At 72.3% G+C, this 25,013-nt stretch carries 23 protein-coding genes; 6 read left to right on the plus strand and 17 right to left on the minus strand.

Going from position 1 to position 25,013, the window contains the following annotated elements:
• Positions 1–34: 34 nt before the first annotated feature.
• The 6 genes from ACFY3L_RS02340 to ACFY3L_RS02365 all read right to left on the minus strand — a co-directional run bounded on the left by ACFY3L_RS02340 (position 35) and on the right by ACFY3L_RS02365 (position 3,796).
• Positions 35–712, minus strand: coding sequence for a hypothetical protein (locus ACFY3L_RS02340; protein ID WP_389317817.1), 678 nt, complete (start codon positions 710–712; stop codon positions 35–37).
• Between the two features lie 10 nt (positions 713–722).
• On the minus strand, positions 723–1,151 hold the full coding sequence (locus ACFY3L_RS02345; RefSeq protein ID WP_389317820.1) for a hypothetical protein: 429 nt from the start codon (positions 1,149–1,151) through the stop codon (positions 723–725).
• Positions 1,148–2,071, minus strand: coding sequence for a hypothetical protein (locus ACFY3L_RS02350; protein WP_389317823.1), 924 nt, complete (start codon positions 2,069–2,071; stop codon positions 1,148–1,150). The genes ACFY3L_RS02345 and ACFY3L_RS02350 overlap by 4 nt, the downstream gene beginning before the upstream one ends.
• A gap of 79 nt (positions 2,072–2,150) precedes the next feature.
• Positions 2,151–2,453, minus strand: coding sequence for a hypothetical protein (locus tag ACFY3L_RS02355; protein ID WP_389317826.1), 303 nt, complete (start codon positions 2,451–2,453; stop codon positions 2,151–2,153).
• Between the two features lie 42 nt (positions 2,454–2,495).
• Positions 2,496–3,470, minus strand: a complete 975-nt coding sequence (locus tag ACFY3L_RS02360; protein ID WP_389317829.1) for a condensation domain-containing protein — start codon at positions 3,468–3,470, stop codon at positions 2,496–2,498.
• Complete coding sequence (locus ACFY3L_RS02365; RefSeq protein WP_389317832.1) at positions 3,470–3,796, minus strand: PadR family transcriptional regulator; 327 nt, start codon at positions 3,794–3,796, stop codon at positions 3,470–3,472. The genes ACFY3L_RS02360 and ACFY3L_RS02365 overlap by 1 nt, the downstream gene beginning before the upstream one ends.
• Positions 3,797–4,025: 229 nt before the next feature.
• On the opposite strand from ACFY3L_RS02365, the gene ACFY3L_RS02370 reads away from it, so the two are divergent.
• Both ACFY3L_RS02370 and ACFY3L_RS02375 read left to right on the plus strand, forming a co-directional pair.
• Positions 4,026–6,296 carry a cellulose binding domain-containing protein gene (locus tag ACFY3L_RS02370; protein WP_389317834.1) on the plus strand — a complete coding sequence of 757 codons (2,271 nt, stop codon included), beginning with the start codon at positions 4,026–4,028 and terminating at the stop codon, positions 6,294–6,296.
• Positions 6,297–6,514: 218 nt separating this feature from the next.
• Positions 6,515–7,723: a pectate lyase gene (locus tag ACFY3L_RS02375; protein WP_389317837.1), complete on the plus strand. Its 1,209-nt coding sequence runs from the start codon at positions 6,515–6,517 to the stop codon at positions 7,721–7,723.
• A gap of 98 nt (positions 7,724–7,821) precedes the next feature.
• Here the strand turns inward: ACFY3L_RS02375 and ACFY3L_RS02380 are convergent, their stop codons facing one another.
• Positions 7,822–8,109: a hypothetical protein gene (locus ACFY3L_RS02380; protein WP_389317840.1), complete on the minus strand. Its 288-nt coding sequence runs from the start codon at positions 8,107–8,109 to the stop codon at positions 7,822–7,824.
• Between the two features lie 222 nt (positions 8,110–8,331).
• Here ACFY3L_RS02380 and ACFY3L_RS02385 point away from each other — a divergent pair, with 222 nt between their 5' ends.
• The 4 genes from ACFY3L_RS02385 to ACFY3L_RS02400 all read left to right on the plus strand — a co-directional run bounded on the left by ACFY3L_RS02385 (position 8,332) and on the right by ACFY3L_RS02400 (position 10,185).
• Positions 8,332–8,445 (plus strand): alpha/beta fold hydrolase, encoded by a 114-nt coding sequence (locus ACFY3L_RS02385; RefSeq protein WP_389317843.1) that lies wholly within the window; start codon positions 8,332–8,334, stop codon positions 8,443–8,445.
• Between the two features lie 384 nt (positions 8,446–8,829).
• On the plus strand, positions 8,830–9,324 hold the full coding sequence (locus tag ACFY3L_RS02390; RefSeq protein ID WP_389317846.1) for a hypothetical protein: 495 nt from the start codon (positions 8,830–8,832) through the stop codon (positions 9,322–9,324).
• 244 nt (positions 9,325–9,568) lie between these two features.
• Positions 9,569–9,868: a hypothetical protein gene (locus tag ACFY3L_RS02395; protein WP_389317848.1), complete on the plus strand. Its 300-nt coding sequence runs from the start codon at positions 9,569–9,571 to the stop codon at positions 9,866–9,868.
• Positions 9,850–10,185, plus strand: a complete 336-nt coding sequence (locus ACFY3L_RS02400; protein ID WP_389317851.1) for a hypothetical protein — start codon at positions 9,850–9,852, stop codon at positions 10,183–10,185. Before ACFY3L_RS02395 ends, ACFY3L_RS02400 begins: the two co-directional genes overlap by 19 nt.
• A 448-nt stretch (positions 10,186–10,633) precedes the next feature.
• On the opposite strand, the gene ACFY3L_RS02405 is transcribed toward ACFY3L_RS02400, so the two are convergent.
• The 10 genes from ACFY3L_RS02405 to ACFY3L_RS02450 all read right to left on the minus strand — a co-directional run bounded on the left by ACFY3L_RS02405 (position 10,634) and on the right by ACFY3L_RS02450 (position 24,891).
• A complete protein-coding gene (locus ACFY3L_RS02405; RefSeq protein WP_389317854.1) occupies positions 10,634–11,044 on the minus strand; it encodes a PPOX class F420-dependent oxidoreductase in 411 nt (136 codons plus the stop codon).
• A 48-nt stretch (positions 11,045–11,092) separates the two neighbouring features.
• Positions 11,093–13,522: a tetratricopeptide repeat protein gene (locus ACFY3L_RS02410; protein ID WP_389317857.1), complete on the minus strand. Its 2,430-nt coding sequence runs from the start codon at positions 13,520–13,522 to the stop codon at positions 11,093–11,095.
• Between the two features lie 132 nt (positions 13,523–13,654).
• A complete protein-coding gene (locus ACFY3L_RS02415) occupies positions 13,655–16,258 on the minus strand; it encodes a LuxR C-terminal-related transcriptional regulator (protein ID WP_389317860.1) in 2,604 nt (867 codons plus the stop codon).
• Positions 16,259–16,419: 161 nt separating this feature from the next.
• The gene (locus tag ACFY3L_RS02420) at positions 16,420–18,498 is read right to left on the minus strand and encodes an MMPL family transporter (protein ID WP_389317863.1); all 2,079 of its coding nucleotides are present in this window, start codon (positions 18,496–18,498) and stop codon (positions 16,420–16,422) included.
• Between the two features lie 59 nt (positions 18,499–18,557).
• On the minus strand, positions 18,558–19,250 hold the full coding sequence (locus tag ACFY3L_RS02425; protein WP_389317866.1) for a C40 family peptidase: 693 nt from the start codon (positions 19,248–19,250) through the stop codon (positions 18,558–18,560).
• Positions 19,247–20,308 carry a mandelate racemase/muconate lactonizing enzyme family protein gene (locus ACFY3L_RS02430; protein WP_389317869.1) on the minus strand — a complete coding sequence of 354 codons (1,062 nt, stop codon included), beginning with the start codon at positions 20,306–20,308 and terminating at the stop codon, positions 19,247–19,249. The genes ACFY3L_RS02425 and ACFY3L_RS02430 overlap by 4 nt, the downstream gene beginning before the upstream one ends.
• Positions 20,305–21,048, minus strand: coding sequence for a serine hydrolase (locus tag ACFY3L_RS02435; RefSeq protein WP_389317872.1), 744 nt, complete (start codon positions 21,046–21,048; stop codon positions 20,305–20,307). The genes ACFY3L_RS02430 and ACFY3L_RS02435 overlap by 4 nt, the downstream gene beginning before the upstream one ends.
• Positions 21,049–21,133: 85 nt before the next feature.
• Positions 21,134–22,882 carry an ABC transporter substrate-binding protein gene (locus ACFY3L_RS02440; protein WP_389317875.1) on the minus strand — a complete coding sequence of 583 codons (1,749 nt, stop codon included), beginning with the start codon at positions 22,880–22,882 and terminating at the stop codon, positions 21,134–21,136.
• Between the two features lie 19 nt (positions 22,883–22,901).
• The gene (locus ACFY3L_RS02445; RefSeq protein ID WP_389317878.1) at positions 22,902–23,888 is read right to left on the minus strand and encodes an ABC transporter permease; all 987 of its coding nucleotides are present in this window, start codon (positions 23,886–23,888) and stop codon (positions 22,902–22,904) included.
• Between the two features lie 7 nt (positions 23,889–23,895).
• Complete coding sequence (locus ACFY3L_RS02450; protein ID WP_389317881.1) at positions 23,896–24,891, minus strand: ABC transporter permease; 996 nt, start codon at positions 24,889–24,891, stop codon at positions 23,896–23,898.
• Between the last annotated feature and the right edge of the window lie 122 nt (positions 24,892–25,013).

A 25,013-nucleotide genomic window follows, 5' to 3' on the forward strand; every position in this document is an offset into this window, starting at 1 on the left:
AGGGCCCGGTCGTCGCGTACGGCCGGGCCCGTCTTCATGGGCGGCGCAAGTGGTTCGGGTTGCGCTCCGCCAGCCGCAGCAGCGTCTCGATGCGGGCGCTCAGGACGAGGCCCATCGCGCCCTCGACGCGGACACCGACCAGCGGGCTGCCCGGGGGCTGCGCCAGCCGGACCAGCAGCGGCGGTGTGCCCGCCAGGGGGTATTCGAAGCCGTCCAGCGTGGTGTGCAGCGCCGCCGCGTCGAGATCGTCGTAGCGGTACCCGATGAGCAGGCTGATCTCGTGGAACAGCCGCACCAGGTGGTCCTCGTCCACCGACCCCGCGACAGACCCGACGCCGTCCACGTCCGCCGGTGCACGGCCGGCCGGCGGGGCCGGGGCCAGCAGGTCGCACTGCGGGTCGTAGCAGTCGAGGCCGTATGCGCCGGCGAGGGCCGGCAGCGCGTCGGTCGGCGGCCAGCCGTACGCGAGGGTCAGCACCACGTAACGGTGGGCCTCGTCGGTCGGCCCGGACCTTCGCGGCGCGTCCACGTCGGTGTGCCATGGCTCGATCCTGCTCGTCAGCTCCGGCCACCGGCGCAGCAGCTCGGCGCGGAACCGCAGGACCCGCGGGTCGGGCTTGAGCCGCCCCGGCCTGCCCTCCGCGAGCCGGTCGGCGAGCCGGCGAGCGTTCCGCGTGGCGCCGGCAGGCCAGAAGTACAGGTCGTAGCTCACTGTCCGTAGCTTAGAACGGCACGTCGGTGGCGATGCACGGACCGCCATCTTTGATCTCGACGGACACGGTGATGGTGGCGGGCGGCGCGTCGGTGAAGGTGAGCTGGACCTTGTACCACGTGCCGTGGCCGTCGAGCAGCGACGACCAGTCCGACGAGCCGGTGACGGTGAACGAGGCGATGTGCGGCATCCGCCGGCCCGCCTCGTAGATGCCGGGCAGGTCGACGGGGCCGGTCATGTCGTCCCCGCCGCAGAGCATCGCCTCGGCCTGGGCGCGTTCGCCCTGCTGCCCGAGGAGCAGGTACCGGCGCAGCTCGGCCTCGGCGGCGCGGGCCTGCCTGGCGTCGCCGACCCGCACGGCGAGGACGGACAGCCCGCAGAGCAGCGTGACACCGCCCACGGCGAGCAGCCACGCCCGCCCTCGCCTGCCGATCGTCACGGCTGGTGATCGTAGCCGTCTGCCGGCTGCTCGGGGTCCCGGGGCAGTGCCGCGCCGCCGGTGGTGGCGAGCCGGCGGGCGAAGATGCCGCCGCAGACCGTGACGGCGAGGACCAGCGGCACCGAGTACATCAGGCCGGGGAACATCCCGACGCCCTGCAACGTCGCGGCGATGCCCGCGTTGAGGCCGCCCAGCGCCGCGACCGCCGCCACGACCGGCAGCCCCCGCCAGGCCCGCCTGCGGACCATCGGCGCCAGGCCGAGCACGAGGATGACCGCGGCCACGCCGGCGCCGACCAGCGGCGGCAGGCCGGTGAGCGACGGCGCGGCGAGCGACGGCGGTGGCTCGTAGAAGCAGCAGCCCTCGCCGGAGTCGGGCGAGCCGAGCCGGTGCCACGCTCCCCGCACGTCCCGGTAGAGCAGCCCGTCCCGCCCGTCGGCGACGAAGACCACGTGCCCGCCCGGCACGGCGTGCACGACCAGCGACCGCGACGACAGGTGCCGGGCCGGATCGCCCAGGTGCGGATACCTCGCGCCGAGTCTGGTGTACGCGTCGCCGCTCACCTCCCACACCGTGCCGAACGTGGTGCCGCCGTCGGCGCTCCGCTCGACCCGCAGCGCATCACCCGGCACCCGGTAGCAGAGGTCCTGCTGGCATTGCCGTGCCTGCGGCGTACCGGCGGCGACATCGCCCTCGATCCACTCGACGGCCTCGCCGGAGTCCTCGACCCGCCACGCGGTCGTGTCCCCGCGCCGCACCACGTGGACCACGACGGCGCCCGGCGCCGCGTCCAGGACCGCGGTCACCTCGCCGAGCTCGTCCGCGCGCCGCCCGGCGGTCCCGGACGTGCACGACCACAGCAACCCGGACAGCAACACCCCGCCGACCAGGACGACCAGCGTCTGCCCCCGCCTGTGCACCCGCCCAGGATCCCAGCGATCGACAACGCTCAGAGCACGCCCCAGCCACGATCGTGCACAGGAACAGCGGGGATGCGAACTACACGGCGGCGGCGACGGCGATGGTCTGCATGGCGCGGGCCCAGGACTCCGCGAGGGCCGGGGCGAGGTGGTGGGTGTCGAAGACGATACGCACCAGGACGGCGTCAGCGGCGTCCTCGATGTTCACCATGAGCGGCTCGTGCGGGTCGTCGCGGGCGACCGGCCAGTCGAAGCGGGTCGCGGCCAGCGCGGCGGCCATCTGCGGCAGGGGCACCGCGGCGGACGGTGAGGTGCGGTCGCCGGTGCGGCGGTCGTTGAAGAGCACGGACAGGTCGATGGTGGTGCCGCGCTCCCGCTCCACGTCGGCGACGACGGTGGCGAGCTGCAGCGGGTCGAAGCTGGCCTACTTGTAGGTCGACAGGACCGCGCCACGGACCCGCTCCAGCAGCGAAGGGAACGCGACGCCGAGCGCGTCGACGACGAGCAGGCCGGCCTGGTTGACGGGGCACACGACGCCGGCGAGGCCGGGCCAGAAGCGGTTGCCGACGATCGGGCGGATCACGACCGGGTCGACGCCGGTGACGCGGGCGGTCGCGGCCGCGAACACCGCCAGGAGCACGGTCGCCGAGTCCACGCCGTGCCGGTCGGCCAGGGTGCCCAGCGCCAGCCGGAGCGCGGGGGAGTGCAGCAGCCCCTCGCGGTAGCGCGGCTCGCACCTGTCCGCTGATTCCGGCACGGTACGGGCGGGCACCGTCAGCAGGGTCCGCCGCCAGTAGCGCAGTGCCGCCTCGTTCTGCCGGCGGCCGGCGGGCGAACGCTGCCGCCGCACCTGGTCGAGGGGCTGCAGGCCGGCGACCGGGGCGGGCTCCCGCCGGGTCACCTCGTCCATCATCACGACCCCGCCGAGCGCGTCGGTGACGAGGTGCGTGACGACGGAGACCTGGTGGGTGAGCGCGCCGCGGTGGCGGACGACGCCGACCCGCAGCGGCCAGTCCTTGACGTAGTCGTAGTCCCAGGTCCGGAACCAGTCGAAGACGGCGCCGGCGAACTGCGCGGGGTCCGCGCCGTCGGGCGCGTCGAAGACCTCGATGGTGAACGTGCCGGACGACGACACCTCCTGCCGCACCGCCCCGCCGGGCGGGAAGCGCAGCCGGGTGCGCATCGTCTGGTACCGCCCGATCGTGTACCGCAGGTCGTCCACGACGTCGTCGAGGGTGGTGCCGGGGCGCAGGGTGCTCGGCCCGCCGATCGGGATCCAGCTGCGCTGCCGCTGCATCGCGAGCCAGATCTCCTGCTGCCCCCACGACAGCTCGTCTTCGCCGGCCCCCTCGCCGGCGAAGTCGAACCGGACCAGCTCCGACGGCACGAATGCGGTCATCACGCGCTCACCGCCAGGCGGGCCCGCAGCCGGCGGTCGGCCGCGGCGGCGTTGCGGTGCAGGCGGTCGGTCTCGGCGCTGAGCAGGTCGAGACCCGGCGTGGTGAGGCGGTAGTAGCGCCGCAGCCGCGAGGCGACGACCTCCTCGTGGTCCACCTCGATGAGCCCGTCGCCGCGGAGCCGGTCGAGGATGCCGTACAGGGTGCCGGGCTGCAGGCGGACCCGGTCCTCCGAGATGCGCCGCACGTCCTCCAGGACGCTGTACCCGTGCTGCGGCGCGCCGGCCAGCGCGGCCAGGATCAGGAACGTCGGTTCACGCAGCGGCACGACCGGCGACTCCTTTCAGGAGAACGGGGGAGCTGCCCGACGCTAACACCGTCGATGCGAGCGCGGTCGATACAAAAACCGATACAGCGCGCGGCCGTATCGCGCCCCGTAGCGCCGTCCGTATCGCCGGTTCACCTCGCGGTGCGAACGCCGCCGCTGAACCAATGGATGCACATCCACACACCGGAGGCATCGCATGCACGTGGGAACCGGAAAGCGTCGAGCACTCGTGGCGGTGGCCGGGCTGGTCGCCGCCCTGCTGCCCGCCGCGGCCGCGCACGCCGCGCCGTCCACCTTCACCCCCGCCGCCACGTACAACGGCGGCGGCACCCGCTACCTCAGCACCCAGGTCACCGCCCCCGAGGGGCAGTACCAGGTGGCGACGAACCTGTGGAACCCGGCCGTCAGCGGCGGGTTCACGATGAACCACGACACCGCCAGCACAGCGTTCTCGGTCACCAACTACACCGCCAACTCCTACTTCGGCACCGACCCGAACACCGGGCCGGCCTGCACCAACGGGACCGACCCGCTCGACCCGAACTGCGACTGGGCCGGCACCGGCGACCCGTGGGTCAACCCCAACTCCGGCGTGCGCGACCAGTACGCGACGACCGGCGGCACCGCACCGTTCGTGGCGCAGCAGCCGCCGAACGACGGCGTCAACCACACCACCGGCACCGCCAACGAGTTCAGCCACCAGATCCACGCGCCGGCCGCGTACCCGAGCATCATCTCCGGCTGCCACTGGGGCACCTGCTCGCCGTCGGGCACGACCCCGGCCGGTGCGCCGTTCCCGAAGCAGACCGCCGGCGTGGCCCGGATGGACTCGGTCTGGAACATCACCGTCCCGGCGACCCCGGGCGGCAACGAGGCCTGGGACGCCTCCTACGACATCTGGTTCGACTCCAACTGCCGCCCGCAGCCGAGCACCTGCGCGACGCAGGGCAGCACGCTGCCGACGAACCCGCAGCTGCTGAACAACCCGGGCCAGAACGACGGCGCCGAGATCATGATCTGGGTCAACAACCAGGGGTACGTGAACGCCCTGCCCGGCGATGCGCAGAACCCGACGGCGTACGCCGCCCACGCCGGCAAGATCCAGCCGGCCGGCATGCCGCTCGTCGTCGACGTGAAGATCCCCGGCATCCGCACCACGGTGAACGGCGTCGCGACCGACACTACGTTCGACGTGTGGGGCGGCCGCGTCCGCAGCTTCGACAACGGCGTGCGGTGGAACGTCATCTCGTTCGTCGCCCGTACGAAGGGTACGGGGCTGGTCGGTGACCCGGCCGTGCCCGGCACCGTCCCGGCCAACGGCGGCTTCGACAGCCACATCTTCACGAAGTACGCCGCGAGCCTCGACGACATGGGCATCTACTGCTCCACGGACCCCGGCTCGCCGATCACCCCCGAGCGGACGATCTGCCTCGAGCCGAAGTGGTGGGTCACCTCGGTGCAGGCCGGCTTCGAGATCTGGAACCTGCCGCAGACCTCGACCCTGTCCACCACCAGGTTCAGCGTGAACCCGGTCGCCGTCAGCGGCGGCATCAACACCGGCGGCCGGGCGACGCCCGACGGCACGCCGCTCGTGCACTGGGACGACGTGTTCACCATCAACGCGACCGGCTGCACCCCGGCCACGAGCGCCACGTGGACGATCGTCGGGCGCAACTACAACACGACCCCGCCGACGGAAGGGTTCCGGCTCAACGGCACCCTGACCCACGTCGGGTCCGGCAACTACGCGGCGACCGGGGTCGGCCCGCTGCGCAACCCCGCCGCCGGGTACGTGCTGCACGACGAGGCGCAGGTCATCATCACGATCGTGTGCAACGGCGTCACGTTCACCAGCACCGGCAACCTCTTCATCGACCCGAGCGGGAAGGTGTCCGACACGGCGGGGGCGCCGATCAGCGGGGCGACGGTGACGCTGTACCGCTCGGCGACGCAGACCGGCACGTACACCGCGGTCCCCAACGGCAGCACCACGATCATGTCGCCGCGCAACCGGGCGAACCCGTCGCTCACCAACGGCTACGGCTTCTACCGGTGGGACGTCTCACCCGGCTGGTACAAGGTGCGGGTGACGAAGGCCGGCTGCACGGCGCCCGGCAGCTCGCAGACGTTCGTGGAATCCCCCGCCAAGCAGGTCTCGGCGAACCTGCCGCCGGTGACGAACCTGGACCTGACGATGTACTGCGGTGAGCAGTCCACGCTGCCCGCCACCGTCGTCGTCCGCCCGCCCGGCGTGCGCCCGATCAGCCAGGGCGGCTACTGCGCCGACGTGTACGTCACCAACACCACCGGTGTGGCGAAGGAGTGGTTCGCGAACTTCGCGATCCCGGCCGGCCAGCACATCAGCCAGACCTGGAACATGGTCCTGACCCAGCAGGGCGCGAACGCGGTCAACGCCCACGCCGACCCGGCGAACCCGTGGAACAAGATCCTCCAGCCCGGCCAGACCACGTCTGACGTCGGCTTCTGCACCGGCCCGTAACGCCCTTCAAGTACGGGTCCGTACCTCGTGGGGAGGTACGGGCCCGCTTGCCGGTGCGTCGACCGGGGCCGGACCCTGCAATTTTCACGGTTCGTGACGCCGATAAACGGGTGATACCGGACACCCGATTGCCTCGGCATCGACTCGTCTCTACGTTCCCAGGAAAGCGCTTTCCCGCCCTGGCGGGGGGCGATCCACTCCCGGAAAGTGAGACACGGATGAGACGACCAGTCGCCGTACGGTGGCTAGCTGCGGGAGCCGCCGCGGTCGCAGCCGCCGGTGTCACGCTGACGCTGCAGATGCCCCAGGCCGCGGCAGCCGACAACCTGAGCCTCGGCGCCGGCGCCGACGGCTCCAGCAAGGCCAGCGGCACCAGCTACGGCAATGTCAAAGACGGCAACACCAGCACCTACTGGGCGCCGGACGGCTCGACCGGCTCGATCTCGATCAAGTGGGGCAGCGCGACGACGGTGGCCTCGGCGGTCATCCGGCAGGCCTCGGGCGGCGGGTCCATCGGCGCCTGGCGGGTCCTCAACCACGACACGAGTGCCGTCCTGGCCAGCGGCAGCGGCAGCCCGAGCACCATCAACTTCTCCTCGGTCTCGCTGAAGAAGATCACCTTCGAGATCACCAGCGCGTCCGGCGCGCCGCGGATCGCCGAGTTCGAGACGTACGCCGGCGGCGGCTCGAACCCGACGTCCAACCCCACCGGCAACCCGACGCCCACCTCGACCGGTGGCGGTGGCGGCAACCCGACCACGTCGTGGCCGGCGTCGCAGGGCAACGTGAAGATCTCCGGCACGGTCAACGTCTCCGGCACGTTCGACGGCGGCATGAAGACCTACTGCTGCATCGGTGACGGTGGCCAGTCGGAGAGCCAGGACCCGATGTTCAAGATCGCCAACGGTGGCACCCTGCAGAACGTAATCCTGGGCTCGCCCGCCGGTGACGGTGTGCACTGCGAGGGCACCTGCACGCTCAGGAACGTGTGGTGGAACGACATCGGTGAGGACGCCGCCACGTTCAAGGGCACCGGCGGCGGCACCTCGTACGTGATCGGCGGCGGCGCCCGGTCGGGCTCCGACAAGACGTTCCAGCACAACGGCAACGGCACCGTGAGCATCAGCGGCTTCTACCTCAAGGGCACCGGCAAGCTGTACCGGGCGTGCGGGAACTGCTCCAGCTCGTACCAGCGGCACGTGCGGATCGACAACGTGATCGTCGACGACGTGGACATGGTCGCCGGCATCAACTCCAACTGGGGCGACACCGCGACGATCACGCGGGTCACGGTCTACAACGGCTCCAGCACCACGGTGTGCGGCAAGTACAAGGGCGTCAGCAAGGGCTCCGAGCCGACCTACCTCGGCGAGGGCTGGAACGACGCCAACTGCAAGGTGAACAAGAGCGACATCACTTACAAGTGACCTGACCGGCCAGGGGCGCCCATCTGATCCAGGGGCGCCCCTTCGCCATCGACGGCATGGCCCGGCTGGCACGGCAGCAGCCGATGCGAGGTCGCCTGCTACGTCTGCTGTGCCCGCTCGGCGTCGGCGTCGATCCTGACGTCGCGAAAGTCCATGACCGCTTCCCGGGCGAAGCGAATGAGCTCCGCAAGATTGCCGTGTGCCAGCAGCAGCACGTCGTCGAGCACGCGCTCAGGTATCTCGAGCTCGCGCGGGCCGTAGCAGTCGTGCCACGCCATGTCGGTCAATTCCAGCAGATCCAGCGCTGTCTCGACCTCCTGCGGATCGAATTGTCTCATGATCCGAGGTCGCCGATCCCGACGGCGCTGATCACGGCCGATCGCCATGCGACCTCCCCAGGCTGCGACGACAGAGTCGCCCACGAGCGCGTGCGTCAGAACAGGCCTCACTCCTGTCGCGCCGGTCATCGCGGTTCGTCCACGTCAATTGGCAGCCAGGCGTCGCGGACGCCGTGCTGGAGGAGAACACGTCCCGGTTCCTCCGCAACATGTTCCGCAAGAACGAGCCTCCCCGGGAGCCTCGCGAGGTCGGAACGACTGACCGAATTCGTGCCGGACGTGGAAGTGGTCAATCTCGACTGCGGCCACTGGATCCAGCAGGAAAAGCCGGAAGAAGCAACCCAGGCGATGCTCAAGTGGCTGGACCAGCGGGAGACCACTTGATGTGTGGCCGCGTTCCTGCCCGCTCGTGTGACTCCCGCCGTCCGCAGTTCCGCCGGCTGCGAAACGCCTCCGTAGCGACACGGAGACACTGGTAACGCTGCGATGCCGTTCCGGCGCGGCGTCGAGCGAACATGCCGTACGACTCGCTCAGCTCATCGAGGCGTACGGCATACCGGCCGCAATCGCCGCCATGACCGACATCCCAGGCAGATGATCCGGTTGTACGGCAGGTAGGTGCCGTTGCCGCTGTTCAACAGCACCCACTCCTACGGACCTCTCTGGCATGATCATGCGACCGCAGCGCGGCCGGTGTGGCGCTGCCAGGATCGAGGTGGTGCAGTGGGACTCTTCAAGCGGCGTCCGCGGACTCCCGTCATGCGGCTCATGGCAGCCGCCGGGCTGCCGACCGCAGGCGGTGAGATCCCCGTGCCGGACGTTGTCATGGAGGTGGCGCGGCGCGGCAGTGGGCGGGTCGCGGCGACGTTCGCCGTGGTCGAGGACCTGATCGTTGAGGAGGACTATGTGCCGCGTGTCGTGCTCAAGTTCCTTGAGGAGCTGCAGAACGCGACGTCGCACGGCACCGAGGGCTTCCTCACCACGGAGGAGCTGTTGCCGTTGCGGGGGCGTCGGACGGTGGCTGCTTGGGAAACGGTGGACCGGTTCTGGTCCGCTGTCGTCGTCTGGTGCGACGACGCAGGGGTTGAGCTCGAGTCGAGCGCATCCCTGCGCGTGGTCGAGCATTCGCGACTTCGATCGATCATGTGGCCGTCGTGCCGGAGCCTCGCCGACGGGCGATGGGTGGGCGTCAGCGAGGTCCTGCTGTACGAGAAGATGACCGGCGCGTCGATGACCGACTTCAAGCACCACCCGACAGTGTGACGGAGCCGCGGCGCACGTGCGCGCATGACGCGGGTCAGGCGCGCCGGCTCGCCGGCAACCGTCACGCTGGTCACGGGAACCGTTGGGCGATGCGGCGGAGCGGCGTACGTTCCGGCACCCAGGACATCGCTTCGACGGCGCATGGGCGGGTGAAGACGACGACGGACTCGTCGAGGGGTGCCAGACGAGCCGGCCGGACAGGTCTTCGTCTGCCTCGCCGGTGGGCGCATCGTATGGTTCACGGATGCACGCCCTGGATGACCCGTCGAACTCGGTCAGAGTCGCGGAGTTTCTGGCGGCTCGCGGTGAGCGTTGGGCGATGACCTCGGTGCGGCAGATCCGCTCGTCGACGACCGCCGACGGGCCAGACGGTCCGCTTCCTGTCGTGCCGGATGAGCCGATCGCGGCCGCCATCGCGTTCGAGGAGCGTTACGGAGGACTCGCGTATCGGCTGAAGCGGGGCGGGAACCACATGGAGTACGGCCTCGACGGCGAGGCGTACTTCTCCTGGAATGCCGAGTTCGGGTGGTCGATGCCGGCCTGATCGACGGCTCCTGGACCTGGATGCTTGCGGTCCTGCTCGACGGCCGGACCATCATGGGGCCCGGGGAATGGCCCGATCGGGTGATCGACCGCACCGTGCAGCAGCGGCTGGAGAAGCATGCGCTGTTGACGGAGGTCTCGGGTTGGCCGCACGTCAGCTTCGAGTACGTGAGCGACACCGGAGTGCTCCCCGACATCGGCCTATCCGGCATCCCGCCGATCCCGGAAGCCACGGGGCCTGCCGATCATTGGTGGTTCGACGGCGAGTCAGCGTTTCACCTGACACTCACGGGCTGGCCCGTGGGCCAGGACTCTTGAACGCTACGGTGCTTCGCGCGCGCGGAACAGCACCTGCCCGACGTGCTGGCCCGGGTCGGCCGTCCCGGGTCGATCGACACCTGGTGCTCGATCTGCTGCCGCCTTCTCCAGCCAACACTTTCAGTACTCGGCACCCAGCTCTATTCGCCGCAGGGCGCTCTCGGCCAGTGCCTGCCAACCTCGCCTGACCGGTAGCGGTTCCACGACGGCAGTGTGCCACCGCGATCAGCCCAACGCGACAGAGGCACGCCGCGTCGCAGCGTAGAGAGAGCCGGCGGTCGGGCACGCACGGGTGGCTCGAAGGTGCATGAGGCCGTTGGCGTGCCGTGGCCCGCCGGAGGTGCAAACCCTCTCCCTGAGCTGGACACGTGCCCGTCTATCGGCTCGAGCCGAGCTTGCCGTGCCGCACCGTCCCATCGGGCTCTGGCCCGATCCGTGTGACGCGTGGCTACTCGGCGCAGTAGCCGAGCACCCGGTCGGGGGTCAGGCGGATTACGACCCGCACGATGTCTGGTGGCAGTTGGCGGTACGCCTCGCCCGCGCCGGGTCCCTCGTACTCCTCGGCGAGGCGGGCCGCGACTGACCGGTTGAGATCGTCCGTCACGGTGGCGTGGCCGCGGACCTCGATGTAGCGCAACGAGTCGTTGCGGTCGAGGACTGTCAGGCTCGCACGAGGGTCGCGCCGGAGGTTCTTGTCCTTGCGGCGGCCGGCCTGCGTCGAGATCAGCAGGTCGTCGCCGTCCCGGGTGACCCAGACGACCGAGGTCTGCGGGCTGCCGTCCGGGTTGATGGTCGCCAGGATCGCTGGGTTCTGGCCGTCGATGAGGCCTCGGGCGTTCTCGCTCAACGTCGTGGTCACCGCGCGAGCGTACCGAGGGCAGATGAAGGCGGTGGGCACCGGCTGGGGTCAGCCGGCGCCCACCGGTTCGTGCTGCGCGTCCAGTCCGCCCGCCGCGCCCCGGGCCCACGCCCGGGCGACCGGTTCGTCGCCCAGGTGCCGCCGGACCACGGCGAGGTCACGCGCCTGGCAGGCCCGCTCCACCGGGTCCATGAGCACGCGTGACACCGCGGAGATCGCGCCGAAGAGGCCGGCCGCGCGCACCAGGTCGTGTTCCGCGACCGCCACGCCCGCCAGTCCGGCGAGCGAGCGCACGACCCCGTCACGGTCGGCCTCCGCACGGTTCAGCGCCAGGCAGCGCCCGAAGCACTCCCTGGCACGTTCGAGGTTGCCGGTGGCGAGCGCGGCCCGGCCGAGGTGGGCGACCGCGGTCGCCACGCCCCACGTGCTGCCGAGCTCGCCGAACAGCTCCAGCGCCCGCGCGAAGCGCTCCTCGGCCGCCGCGTGGTCGCCCTGGACCAGGCCGGCGAGGCCGAGGTGGTCGAGGGTGATCACGGCGCCCCACGCGTGGCCGAGGCGGCCGAAGATGGTGTGTGCCGCCTCGAACAGCGCCTCGGCGCCGGCCGGGTCGTCGAGCGCGAGCCGGCCCTCACCCAGATGGTCCAGCGACCAGGCGATGCCCTCGTCGTCGCCGAGCCCGCGGTACAGCTCCAGACTCTCCTCGAACAGGGTGAGCGCCTGCCGGCCGGAGCCGGACGCCTGCAGCATCACGCCGACGCCGTGCAGCGCCTCCGCGATCCCGCGCGGGTCGGCGAGCCGCCGGCACAGGTTGAGGCTCTCGCCGAAGCAGGCGCGGGCCAGGAGGTGATCGCCGCGGTCGACCGCGATCCAGCCGGCGCCGTACAGCACGCGCGCCCGCACCGCCGGGTCGTGCTCGCCGGTCAGGTGCAGCGCGAGGGTCGTCCACCGGCCCGCCTCCGTGTGGTGCGAGCGGATGTGCCAGAACTTCCACAGGGCCGCCACGAGCCGCAGCCCGCCCTCGGCGTCGTCGCTCTGCACGTGCCACTCCAGGGCGGCGCGCAGGTTGTTGTGCTCGGCGTCGAGACGGCTCAGCCACTGCTCCTGCGCGGCGCCGCCGAGCTGCCCGTGCGCGATCTCGGCCAGGTCGAGGAAGTAGCGGGCGTGCGCGGCGCGGATCCGGTCCTCCTCGCCGGACGCGACGAGTCGCTCCAGGGCGTACTCGCGGATCATGTCGAAGAAGACGGCGTAGCGCTCGCCGTCGCCGCGGACCTCCTGCCGCACGAGGTTCTTGTCGGCGAGGCCGGTCAGCCCGTGCAGGATCGTCCCGGGCCGCTCCCCGTCGAGCCCGGCGACCTGCTCGGCGCTGGCGACGGTGCAGCCGCCGGTGAAGACCGCCAGCCGCGCGAAGAGCCGCTGCTCCGCCGGGTCGAGCAGGTCGTAGCTCCAGTCGATGGTCCGCCGCAGCGTCTGCTGCCGCTCCGGCAGGTCCCGCGGCCCGTCGGTGAGCAGGGCGAGCCGGTCGGCGAGGCGGGCCAGGATCGCCGGTGGGCTCAGCAGCGTGATCCGCGCCGCGACCAGCTCGATCGCGAGGGGCAGCCCGTCGACGCCGGCGCAGATCGCGGCGACGTCGGCGGCGTTGGCGTCGGTGAGGGCGAAGTGCGGGTCGACGGCGTGGGCGCGTTCGACGAACAGCTCGACGGCGGCGGCGCGGGCGGCGCGCTCCGCGGTCAGCGCCGGCCCGTCGTCCGCCAGCCGCAGCGGTGGCACGGGAAACAGCCGCTCACCCCGCAGGTGCAGCGGCGCCCGGCTGGTCGCCAGCACCCGCAGCTGCGGGCCGGCCGACAGCATCTCCGCGACCAGCCTCGCCGCGCCGGGCAGGTGCTCGCAGTCGTCGAGCAGGAGCAGCAGCCGCCGGGTCCGCAGGTGGTCCAGCAGCGCCGTGCCCAGCGGTGTGCCCGGCACCTCCCGCACGCCGAGGGCGGTGGCGATGCTCGGGACCAGCAGCGCCTCGTCGCCGAGCGGGGCGAGCGCCACGAAGTGCACGCCGTCGGGGAACAGCGGGCGGACCTCCGCCGCGACCTCGACGCTGAGCCGGCTCTTGCCGATGCCGGGCGGGCCGACGAGCGTCAGCATCCGGCTGTCCTGCCGCAGCAGCTCGGTGCGCACCGCGGCCTGCTCGTGGCCGCGGCCGATCAGGCGGGTCGGCGGCGTCGGCAGGTTGGTGGGGGTGTCGCGGTCGTCGGCCCAGCCGGCCTGGCGGCGGGCCAGCCCGATGAACGCGCCCTGCCGGTCGGGCGCGATGTGCAGGCACTTCGCGAGGCGCTCGGCCAGCTCCCGCGACGGCCGGCGCTCGTCGGTCTCCACCTTCCGGATGGTGATCACCGAGTAGCCGACCTGGCTGGCGAGGTCCTGCTGGGTCAGGTCGAGCGCGCGCCGCCGGGTCTTCACGAGCTGCCCGAACGTCGCGTCGACGGTCACCGTCCGCCTCCAGATGTCATCGTTTCGTCGCCGCGCGGCCGGCCCGCGCATCGGCGCGGTCGGGCAGCACGACGAAACATGCTCGGCACACAGTGGCTGGGCGGTATGCGCAGCGTCATGAGTGGCGGCCACTCAGATTCGCGGCGGCGCACCACTCAGTTCGTTGCGGCCGTGCAGGCCGAGCTTGAGATAGACGTGGGCGAGGTGGTTCTCGACCGTGCGGAACGACAGCGTCAGCCGCTCCGCGATGTCCCGGTTGCTGAACCCGGCGGCGGCCAATGAGGCGATCTCCCGCTCCCGCGGGGTGAGCCGGTGCTCGACGTCGACCGCGGCCAGCAGCGGGGTGCGCAGTCCCGGGCAGCGTGCCGTGTAGGCGGCGACGGCGGCGGCGAGCCGGTTGAGGTCACGGGCCGGGCCCTGCACCGCCCATGCGGCCGCCGCCGCGTCCGCCGCGTACACGGTGAACCCGAGCTCGTCGAAGCGCCTGGCCGCCGCCTCCAGCCCGGGGCCGTCGCCGCCGGCCATCGCCCGCACGAACGCCGCGACGGTCTCGCCGAGCGGCCACCCGTGCCCCCACTGCGTGACGGTGCCGCCGAGGATCGCCGCGGCCTGCCGGGCGCCGCCGAGCCTGGCCAGGTCGTTGCAGAGCACCACGGCGGGCAGCAGCGCGCCCCAGTCCCACCAGTGCCTGGCCCGCGCCGCGAGCCGGTGCCGGGCCCGCTCCGGGTCGCCGGTCAGCGTCTCGTGCCAGGCGAGCGCCCGGTCGATCTCGTAGTGGTACAGCTGCACCTGCCGCTGCTCGGGCCGGGTCGCGGCCAGCTCCGCGGCGATCGTCGCCGCCCGCGCCGGGTCGCCCTCGTGGACGGCGACGAGCAGCCCGATGGCGAGCACCCAGCCGAGCCCGATCGGCGAGCTGACCTGCCGGAAATAGGCGGCGGCCTCGATCGCGTGGCCGCGGGCGGCCTCGAGGTCACCGGCCGGCAGCTCGAGGCTCGCCAGGCCCGCCGTGATCCAGGCGAGGCCGTGCGCGTCGCCCTTGCCCGCGGCGGTACGCAGGACCGTCTCGCCGAAGCGGCGGGCCTCGGCGGCGTGGCCGGCGTCGGTCATCACCCGCACGCACAGCCCGGCGAGACCGGTGAGGACGCCGATGTCCTGGTGCGCCCGCTCGGCGCTGGTCGCGAGCCGGTGCGCGCGGCGGGCCAGGCGGGTCGCCTCCGGGAACCGGCCGGCCAGCATGTACGCCAGGCCCCCGGCCGCCGACGCCCGCAGGGGGACGGCATCGTCGGCGCCGAGGACCGGCTCCAGGAGGGCCAGCGCGTCGTTCGGGGCACCCGACGCGGCGAGCAGCATGCTGCGCTGCGTGGTGAGCGCCGCCCGCCACTCCGGGTCGGCGACCACCGTCTCGGCCCGCTCCAGGGTGGCCAGGGCCTCGTCGAGCCGGCCCGCGCCCCACCCGAGGTAGAACGCCCGGGCGAGCGCGGCGCCGGCCCGGTCCTCGTCGGCGTCGGCGGCCGCGGCGATCCGGTCGAGGACCGCGTAGCCGTCGCCGGACCGGCCCGCGTCGAACAGCGCCGCCACCAGCAGCAGCCCGGCCTCCGCCGCGCCGGTCGCCTGCCACGCGTGCCTGGCCAGGCGCTCCCGGACGGCGACCCGGGCCCGCAGCAGGGTGGCGAGGCGGGCCGCGTCGGTCATCCATGCCGCGTTGACCGGCCCGCCGCCGGTGAGCCGCCACACCGCCCAGCGCAGCAGGTCCTCGCGGCGCCGCGCACCGGTGCGCTCCCACAGGTCGGCGAGGGTGCGGCTGTGCCGCAGGCGGACCGACACCGGCAGGGTCGTGCGCAGGATCTCCCCGTACAGCGGGTGCGCGAGCGCGGCGTAGGTGCGCCGGCCGTCCTGCCGGACGGTGATCAGCCCGCGCCGCTCGAGCCCTTCGACGGCGTCGTGGTCGCTCAGCCCGTACACCTGCGAAAGGCCGAGCTGACCGGCGATCGCCAGCAGCTCCAGGGCCGGCCGCTCCTGCCGGATGGTGCTGCGCAGCCGGGCGTTGAGCAGGTCGGTGAGGCGCGGCGACGCGGCCGGCAGCTGCCGCAGGTGCCACAGGCCGTCGACGACGGCGAGGGCGCCGGACTCCACCGCGTCGGTCAGCAGCTCGTGCACGTACAGCGGGTTGCCGGCTGACAGCCGCTGCACGTGCGCGACGGTGATGCTGGAGACCGGCCCGTCGAGGACGGCGGCGACCAGTTCGGCGACGCCCGCCGCGGTCAGCGGGCCGAGGTCGACGCGCTCCAGCCGCCCGGTGCGCATCAGCGCGGTGACGAACGCGGGCAGCTCGACGCCGGCGCGGACGGTGGCGACGACGTCGAGGAGGCCGTTGGCGACGATCTGGTGCACCGCGGCCGCCGACATCGGGTCGAGCAGGTCGACGTCGTCGACGAACAGCAGCCCCCGCCCGTGCCCGGGGACCAGCGCCCGCAGCACAGCCGCGACGTCCTTGGGCGGCTGCGCCGGCAGCAGCGGGCCGAGCGCGCCGAGCGGCAGGTCCCGCGCCGCCTCCGACGCGTGCACCCGCATGGCCCGGTGCCCCTGCCGGCCGGCGGCGGTGACGACCTCGTCGGCGAGCCGGCTCTTGCCGATGCCCGCCGGGCCGATCAGCAGCGCACCGCCGGGCTCCGCGCCGGTGATCGCGCGTTCGACGACGGCCCGCTCCGGGTCGCGGGCCACGAACGGCCGGCGCATCGCGCTACCTCCCGCTTCTCACTCCTGCCGTGAGCGAAGCATTCCGTGAGCGAAGTGTGCCACCCTGTTTCAAGCGCGGCCGCCACCCTGCTGCAAGCGTGGAGACCACCCGGCTTCAAACGTGGAGACCACCCGGCTTCAAGCGCGGACGCCGCCCTGTTTCAAGCGCGGACGCCGCCCTGCTTCAAGCGCGGACGCCACCAGTTCGCGGTGCCGAGCAGGGACATGGTGGCGGGCAGCAGCAGGCCGCGGACCACGGTGACGTCCAGCAGCACGGCGACGGTCATGCCGACACCGATCTCCTTCACCGCGATCAGGTCGCCGAGCGCGAAGCCCAGGAAGACGATGCCGATCGCCAGGGCGGCCGTCGTCACGACGGGGCCGGTCGCGGTGATCCCGGCGAGCACCGCGCGGTCGTTCGCGGCCCGGTCGTCGCTCGTGCGGGCGTCCCACTCCTCCTTGATGCGGGCGAGGAGGAAGACCTCGTAGTCCATCGACAGCCCGAAGATGAACACGAACAGCAGCAACGGCGTGGTGATGTCCAGGGCGCCCCACGGCTCGAACCCGAGCAGCGCCGACCCCCAGCCCCACTGGAACACGGCGACGAGCACGCCGAGGGTGGCGACGAGCGTGAGGACGTTCATGCAGAGCGCCTTCACCGGCACGACGACCGAGCGGGTGAGCGCGAACAGCAGGATCGCGGTGGCGACGACGATGACGGCCACCGCGATCGGCAGCCGCGACGCCGTCGAGTTCCGCGCGTCGACGAGCTCGGCCGCGGGACCGGCCACGAGCACCGGCACCTGCGAGTCGAGGGCGCGCACCTGGCCGACGAGGCGCTCGCCGGACCCGGCCGGGTGCAGGTCGACCACGGTGACGCCGGTGGGCAGGCCGGTGCGCAGGTCGAGCTCGGCCTCGCCGGTCAGGGCGCGGATCCGCTCCAGCACCGGCACCACCGGCGCGTCGCCGGCGCCGCCCTCGATGAGGACGGTGACCGGCTGGGTCGTCCACTTGGCGAAGTCGCGCTCGACCGCCTCGTACGCGCGGCGCTCCTCGCTCTTCGTGGGCAGCGACCGGGCGTCGGAGTCGGCGACGGTGAGGTGCAGCAGGGGCAGGCTCAGCAGGACCAGGCCGGCGGTCACGCCGAGCGCCACGGCCGCCGGGCGGCGCTGCGCGGATGCGGCGAGCCGCGCCAGGACTCCGGGTCGTGATTTCCGCGTCGGTACGGGTAGCGCCGGGATCCTCTGGTGCGCGACCGCGATCAGCGCCGGGACCAGCGTGAGGCCGGCGACGGTGGCGAGGCAGACGACGAGCGCGCCGCCGAGCGCCATCGCGGCGAGAAGCGGCTCCGCGAACGCGAACAGCCCGGCGAGCGCGGCCCCCACCGCGAGCCCGGAGACGAGCACGGCCCGACCGGCGGTCGCGACGGTCGTGGCGAGCAGGTCCGGCAGCGCCGCCTTGCGGTTCGCGGCGCGCTCCTCCCGGAACCGGGTCAGGATCAGCAGGCTGTAGTCGACGGCGAGGCCCAGGCCGAGGAGGGTGACGACGTTGACCGCGTATTCGCTGACCGGCACCGCGCCGGCGAGCCCGGCCAGCGCGAGCAGCGTCGCGGCGACCGTGCCGAGCGCGGCGGCGAGCGGCAGGGCGCCGGCCACGATCCCGCGGAGGATGACGGCGAGGGCGCCGCACAGCACGACGAGCGCGACCCCTTCGCCGATCGCGGCGTCCTTGACCGCCTGCTCGCCGAACGTCCGCTCGGCGAGCAGTTCCCCGCCGACGAGCACCTGGGGTGCGTCGATGCGGTGCAGCGCGGCCTTGACCTTGTCCGCGACGGCGAGCGCCTCGGCGTCGGTGAGGTCCGGTTTGAGCTCGACGGTCACGAGGGAGCTCTGGTTGTCGCTCGACACCTGCCCCGACCCGGCGGTGTACGCGTCGGTGACCTTCGCGACCCCGGGGATGGCCCTGATGTCGAACATGACCCGGCTGGCGTTGTCCACGAGCGCGGTCGAGTTGAAGTCCCGTCCTGCGATGACGGCGACGACCCGCTCACCCTCCGGTGCGAGCCGGTCGATGCGTGCCCGCGCGACCGAGGACTCCACGTCGGGCCGCAGCCCGTCCACCGACTGGGTCCGGTCGTAGACCGTGCCGCCGAACACGGCACCGGCGAGGGCGATCACGGCCCACCCGGCGAGGACGAGCATCCGGTGGTCGGCGGTCCACCGGCCGAGCAGTGCGAGCACCGCGGCCTCCTTGCGCTGCCGACATCCAACATCGACATCGACCGTTCCGCAATAGGCGACTACACGCGGTGGGCGCCGGCCAGGGTCTCGGCCCGCTCGGGCGGCATCGGCTCCTCGACCACCCCGTGCCGTCCCGGCGACGCGTGGATGACCGTGCCCGGTGTGACCACGATGCCGACGTGGTGGGCGGGCCGGCCCGGGCGGGCGAAGAAGTACAGGTCGCCGGGGCGCTCCTCGCCGGGCAGCACCGGCGTGGTGGCGGCCTGCTGCTGGTGGGCGTCGCGGGGGAGGCGCACGCCGAGCCGCCGCCAGACGAGGTGGACGAGGCCGGAGCAGTCGAGGCCGTGCGGGGACAGGCCGCCCCAGACGTAGGTCACGCCGAGCAGGCTCCGGGCCGCGGCCAGGACCTCGTCGCCGGTCGGGGGCACCGCCGCCGGAGCGGGGGCCCGGTCGTCCGAAGCGGGTGCGGTGGTCAGGTGGGCGGTGCGGATCCAGCCGGGGTAGTCGTGCTGGCCGGGGACCGCCACCCTGGACCAGCCGTCGGGGCGGCTCTCCTCGACGGTGACCCGGTCGCCGAGGAGGGCCTGGGTCACGACGTCGCTGCTGGTCTGCTCGTCGGGGGTCATCGCCGCGACCCAGGCGGCGATGTCCGGCTCGTCGCGCAGCGCCGCGGCGTCGCACGGGCGGGTCTTCTCAGGCGCGGCCCACAGGGTGGCGACCGGCACGCGTACCAGGTTCAGTACCAGGTTCAACGCTGCTCCAAGGACACGCCGAGGCCGGGGGCGTCGGGGAGGTGGACGCGGTCCCGCTCGTACACGGGGCCGCCCTGGACGGGGGAGGACGCCAGCCACCAGGCGGCGTCGAGGTCGGAGACGGCGGTGGTGCCGTAGGCGGCGACGAGGCTCGCGGCCGCGCCGACGCCGACCTGGGTCTCCATCATCGAGCCGACCAGCGTGCCCATGTCGTGCGCGGCGGCGAGGTCGAGCAGCGTGCGGGCCGGGCCGATGCCGCCGCACTTCGCGAGCTTCACGTTGACGAGGTCGGCGGCGCGGCGGCGGATCACCTCGACGAGGTCACGGACGCCGAACACGGCCTCGTCGGCGAGGATCGGCACGCCGACGCGGTCGCTGACCCAGGCGAGCCCGTCGAGGTCGTGCCGGGAGACGGGCTGCTCGACGAGCTCGACGTCCAGGCCGGCGTCCTCGATGCCGCGGATGACGGTGACGGCCTCGCGCGGGGTCCAGCCCTGGTTGGCGTCGAGGCGCAGCACAACGTCGGGGCCGACGGCGGCGCGCAGCTCGCGGACGCGCGCGAGGTCGCCGCCGATGCCGACCTTGACCTTCAGCACCCGGAACCCTTCGGCGGCCCGGGCTCGCGCGGCATCGACCATGGCCTCGGCGGAGAGGGTGACGTCGGTCGGCACCGACGTGGCCGTCCCGCCGAGGAACCGGACCAGGGGCAGGCCCAGGCGGCGCGCGGCGAGGTCGTGCAGGGCGACGTCGACGGCCGCCTTGGCGCCCTCGTTGCGCTGGGCCGCACGCTGTACGAGCCGCGTGTTGCCGGTCAGGTCGTCGGCGTCCCGGCCGGTGATCAGCGGGCCCAGGAGCTGCTGGACGCAGGCCTCGGCCCCGGCGACGGACCCGCCGGTCACCTGCCACACCTGCGGCGCCTCGCCGTAGCCGCTGCGCCCGTCGCCGTCGACGACCTCGACGATCAGCGACTCGGCGGCGGTGGCGCGGCGCAGCGCGGTGACGAACGGCGTGTGGAACGGCGCCGACACCCGATGCGTGCGCACCTCCTTGATCGTCACAGTCGCTCCTCCCAGACGGTTTTCGACACGTTCGCGATGACCGCCGCGGCGTCGGGGACGCCGGTGGTGCACACGGCGAGCACGTACGGCGGCGCGTCGGCGGGCAGCACGACGCCCGCGCTGTGCCGGACCCCGTCGACCCAGCCGCTCTTGTACGCGACCCGCACGCCGGCCGGGACGCCGAGTGCGAGATCTTCGCGGTACTCCTGCGCGGCGAGGACGTCGAGCATCTCCGCGCACGCCGCGGGTGAGGCGACCGTCCCGGCGAGGAGACCACCGAACAGCAGGGCGAGGTCGGCCGCCGTGACCGTGTTGGTGATCCCGGCCTCCGACGCGGCGGAGTCCTCGATGCCGCGGCCGGTGACGCTGCGGGTCGCGCCCGCCACCCGCCACGCCTCGGCGACCGCGGGCAGCCCGACCAGCGCGAGCAGGAGGTTGGTCGCGAGGTTGCTGGACCGCACGATCATGCGGCGCGCCAGCCAGCGGGCGGGTGCCGCGCTGCCCAGGCGGTCCCACACGGCGTGCTCGTTGTCGTAGCCGGGGTCGCAGCTGTACGTGGAGCCGGTCGCCGAGGTGAAGGCGTTGGCGACCGGCACCGGTGCGTCGAGGTCGAGGGTGCCGGCGTCCGCCGCCCGGTGGAGCGCGACGAACACCGGCACCTTCATCATGCTGGCCGCGTAGTGCGGCGCGTCCTCCAGCCGCGCCGCACCGGGCCTCGCCACCGACAGAAGTCCGGTCACGCCGCCACCTCCGCTACGCTCCGGCGCCGACCTGACCCAACCCTGCGATCCCGGTTCGCGGCCTCTCCGCTGCGCTCCGGGCCACTCACTGCTTCACGAAGGCGTTGGTGACCGCGACGCTGCCCCAGATCGAGTCGATGAACAGGCCGCCGACCTTGGAGCCGTGGATGGTGAACATGACGTCGACGTACAGCGGCACGACCGGCGCGTACTCCAGCATGATCTTCTCGTCGAGCTTGCCCCACTCGGCGCCCTGCTCACCGACGGGCAGCGCCAGGATGCGGTCGAACTCGGCGTTGAGCGCGGGCGCGTTGAGGTAGGACGCGCCGTTGTTGCTGCCGCCGTCCTTGATGGCGCGGCCGTCGTAGAGCACCGGCAGGATCGACGCGCCGCTGGGCCAGTCAGCGCCCCACGAGCCGATGTACAGATCCCACGGGTTGTCCTTCTTCTTGGTCTCGTCGAGGAACGTGTCGGCGGCGATCGGCTTCAGCGTGATCTTGAAGCCGGCCTTCTCCAGGTTGCTCTTCAGGGTGGTGCTGAGCTCCTGGTTGCGGGAGTCGTCGGGGAAGCCCAGGACCAGCTCGACGCTCTTGCCGCCGAGCAGCTCCTTCGCCTTCTCCGGGTTGCCGCTCTTGCCGGCCGGGTAGGCCTCGTAGTTCTTCCAGCCGATCGTCGCCGGCGGCATGAGTGTGGTGACGGCCCGCGCGACGGTGTCGCCGCCGAGGGTCTTCACGATGCCGTCCCGGTCGATGGCGGTGTTGAGCGCCTGGCGGACCTTCAGGTCGGTGACCCGGTTGTTGTTGATGGTCAGCGTGTACTCGCTGGGCGTCGGCTCCTGCAGGGTGCGGGACATCAGCGCGGGGTCGCCGACCACCTTGGACACCAGCGAGGCGTCGACACCGTTGAACGACACGGCGGCCGCGTCGGCGCCGCTGTCGGCGATGATGCGGTTGGTCTGGGTGACGATGTTGGCGCCGAACTCGTAGACGTAGCTGTCCGGGTACTGGTGGCGCATCGCGTCGGTCGCCGGGTCCCAGAACTGGTTGCGCTCGAAGGTGAGCCGCGTGCCGGCCTCGTTCTTCGTCAGCTTGTAGGGGCCGGAGGAGAACGGCTGCTTGTCGTAGTCGGTGCCGGTGTCCTTGGCCGGCGGCACGGGCGCGGTCGCCGGCAACGACGCCGCGAACGGCAGGTCGCAGTGCGGCTTGGCGAACGTGAACCGCAGCGTCCTGGGGTCCGGGGTGCTCAGGCCGGGCGGCAGCGCCGTCTTGTCCGCGGCGAAGTTGAACTTCGTGTCGAACTGGGGCGTGTCGGCAAGCCACTCCTGGATGTACGTGGGACCGCCGGTCAGCGCCAGGTCGAACGAGCGGGCGATGCCGTAGGCGATCTCCTTGGACGTGATGGCGCTGCCGTCCTCGAACTTCACCCCGTCCTTGATCTTGAACTCCCAGGTCTTGCAGTTCTTGTCGACGTCGGTGCCGGGCGTCTCGGCCAGGTCGCCGACGAGGACCACCTTGCCCTTGCCGTCGTCCTTGTACGTGGTGAGCCGCCGCGCGTACAGCTGCGACGCGGTGAGGCCGACGAACGAGTACACGCGCTGCGGGTCGAGGTGGGAGACCTTGCTCTGCCGCAGGACGGTGACGGTGCCGCCCTTGGCCGCGCCGGGGACCTCCGCGGCCGGGCCCTTCGAGTCCTTCGGGTCGGTGGCGATCGATCCGCTCGCCTGCCGGTCGGCGTCGGGCCGGGCGTCTTCGTCGGTCCGCTTGTTGTTGCTGCACGCGCCGAGCCCGGCGACGAGCGTGAGCAGCACCAGCGCTGTCAAAGGTTTGCGCGACATGTGGTCCTCCCTGATGAGTTCACCGCAACCGGACCCGTGGGTCGATGAAGGTGTAGAGCACGTCGACGACGACGTTGGCGACGACGATGAACGCCGCCGCGAGCAGGACGGTGCCCATGATCGTCGGCAGGTCGCCGTCCTTGACCGCGTCGATCGCGGTGCGTCCGAGCCCGCGGAGCCCGAACGTCGTCTCGGTGATCACCGTGCCGCCGAGCGCGGCGCCGATCTCGACCCCGGCGGTGGTGACCAGGGGCGTGATCGCGGCCCGCAGCGCGTGCCGGCGGATGACGGTGCGCGACGGCAGACCCTTGGCGTGCGCGGTGCGGACGTAGTCCTCCGACAGCGTCTCCAGCATCTGCGCGCGCGACAGCCGGGCGTAGACGGCGGAGAACAGGAACGCCAGGGCGCACCACGGCAGGATCAGCGCCGTCGCCCAGTCCCACGGGTTGTCCAGGATCGGTGTGTACCGCGGGTACGGCAGGATCTTCAGCGTGTAGACGAAGACGAGCAGCAGGACCCCGCCGACGAAGTACAGCTGCAGCGAGGCGCCGGTCAGGGACACGCCGATGGCGAGCCGGTCGAACACGGTGCCGAGGCGCAGCGCCGACAGCATGCCCAGGCCGATGCCGACGGTGAGCCACAGCACCGACGCGGGGACCACGATGCTGAGCGTCACCGGGACGACCCGCACGATGGTCTCGGTCACCGGTTCGCTGTTGACGTACGAGTAGCCGAGGCAGGGCGCGTCGCAGTGCCCGCCCTGCGCGGCGCCGAGGTCGCGCCCGGCGAAGATGCCCTTCACGTAGTGCAGGTACTGCACGTGCTTGGGGTCGTTGAGCCCGAGCTCGTCGCGGACGCGCTCGAGGCGGGCCGCGTCGCAGTTCTTCGGGCACATCGCGGTCGCGGGGTCGCGGGGGAGCGCGAAGAACATCAGGAACGTCAGCACGCTCACCGCGAACAGGGTGAGCACGGCGAGCAGGATGCGCCGGATCAGGAAGTTGAGCATCGCGGTCCTACCGGGTCGATCTCGGGTCGAGCGCGTCGCGGACCGCGTCACCGAACAGGTTGAAGGCGAGGACCAGCACGAAGATCGTCACGCCGGGGAAGAACACGTACGCCGGGTCGGTCTGCAGGTAGTTGAGGCTGCGGAAGATGGTGCGCCCGAAGTCGGGCGTCGGCTCCAGCATCCCGATGCCGAGGAAGGACAGCGCCGCCTCGCTGGTGATGTACGCCGGGATCGACAGCGAGAACACGACGATGATCGGCGCCCACAGGTTCGGCAGCAGCTCCTTGAACAGGATCCGCGAGGTCCGGGCGCCGGTGGCCCGGGCGGCCTCGACGAACTCGCGCTCCCGCAGCGACAGCACCTGGCCGCGCACGAGGCGGGCGGTGCTGGTCCAGCCGAACGCGGCGAACAGCCCGATCAGCACGACGACCCGGAACCAGCCCGGCACCGCCTCGCGCGGGCCGTAGAAGGCGAGCTCCAGGGGGCGGATCAGGGCGAGGGTGAAGATGAGGAACGGCAGCGCGAGGGCGACGTCGGTGATCCAGTTGATGATCGCGTCGACCCAGCCGCCGAGGTATCCGGAGACGATGCCGGTGAGCACACCGAGCGTGGTGGTGACCAGCGCCGCGGCGAAGGCGATGCCCAGCGAGGTGCGCATCCCGTAGACCATCTGGATGAACAGGTCCCGGCCGAGGCCGGGCTCGAGGCCGAACCAGTGGGTGCCCGTGACGCCGCCGGCCACCCCGTACGGCATGCCGTAGCGGTCCAGGTCGTCCTTGAACGAGTCCAGCGGGCTGATCCCGTACACCTGCTCGATCAGCGGCGCGGCGAGGCCCACGACGACGAGCAGCGCCGACACGACGCCACTGGCCAGGGCGGTGCGGTCGCGGCGCAGCCGCAGCCAGACCGCCTGCGTCAGCGACCGCGCGGCGATCCCGCCGGCCGGCTCGCGGTCCACGGCCGGCGGGTCCACCCGCTCCGATTCCAGTGGTACGACGCTCATGACGCCACCCACCTCCCCGGCATCGACGACATCGACTGTAGGTAACCGTCGACGTGCGACGTACCAGTGAAGGTAATCTACAAACCTCCCGGCGTCACTGGTCGGCTGTAACGGATCTGCAT

It is taken from the genome of Dactylosporangium sp. NPDC000521, from assembly GCF_042898305.1.
Classification (GTDB): Bacteria; Actinomycetota; Actinomycetes; order Mycobacteriales; family Micromonosporaceae; genus Dactylosporangium.

Bases quoted from the DNA above. Each gene is read 5' to 3' on its own strand.
- ACFY3L_RS02360 (WP_389317829.1), bottom strand. From the start codon at position 3,470: ATGACCGCATTCGTGCCGTCGGAGCTGGTCCGGTTCGACTTCGCCGGC.
- ACFY3L_RS02375 (WP_389317837.1), top strand. From the start codon at position 6,515: ATGAGACGACCAGTCGCCGTACGGTGGCTAGCTGCGGGAGCCGCCGCG.
- ACFY3L_RS02380 (WP_389317840.1), bottom strand. From the start codon at position 8,109: ATGGCGATCGGCCGTGATCAGCGCCGTCGGGATCGGCGACCTCGGATC.
- ACFY3L_RS02390 (WP_389317846.1), top strand. From the start codon at position 8,830: ATGGCAGCCGCCGGGCTGCCGACCGCAGGCGGTGAGATCCCCGTGCCG.
- ACFY3L_RS02395 (WP_389317848.1), top strand. From the start codon at position 9,569: ATGCACGCCCTGGATGACCCGTCGAACTCGGTCAGAGTCGCGGAGTTT.
- ACFY3L_RS02415 (WP_389317860.1), bottom strand. From the start codon at position 16,258: ATGCGCCGGCCGTTCGTGGCCCGCGACCCGGAGCGGGCCGTCGTCGAA.
- ACFY3L_RS02440 (WP_389317875.1), bottom strand. From the start codon at position 22,882: ATGTCGCGCAAACCTTTGACAGCGCTGGTGCTGCTCACGCTCGTCGCC.
- ACFY3L_RS02445 (WP_389317878.1), bottom strand. From the start codon at position 23,888: ATGCTCAACTTCCTGATCCGGCGCATCCTGCTCGCCGTGCTCACCCTG.
- ACFY3L_RS02450 (WP_389317881.1), bottom strand. From the start codon at position 24,891: ATGAGCGTCGTACCACTGGAATCGGAGCGGGTGGACCCGCCGGCCGTG.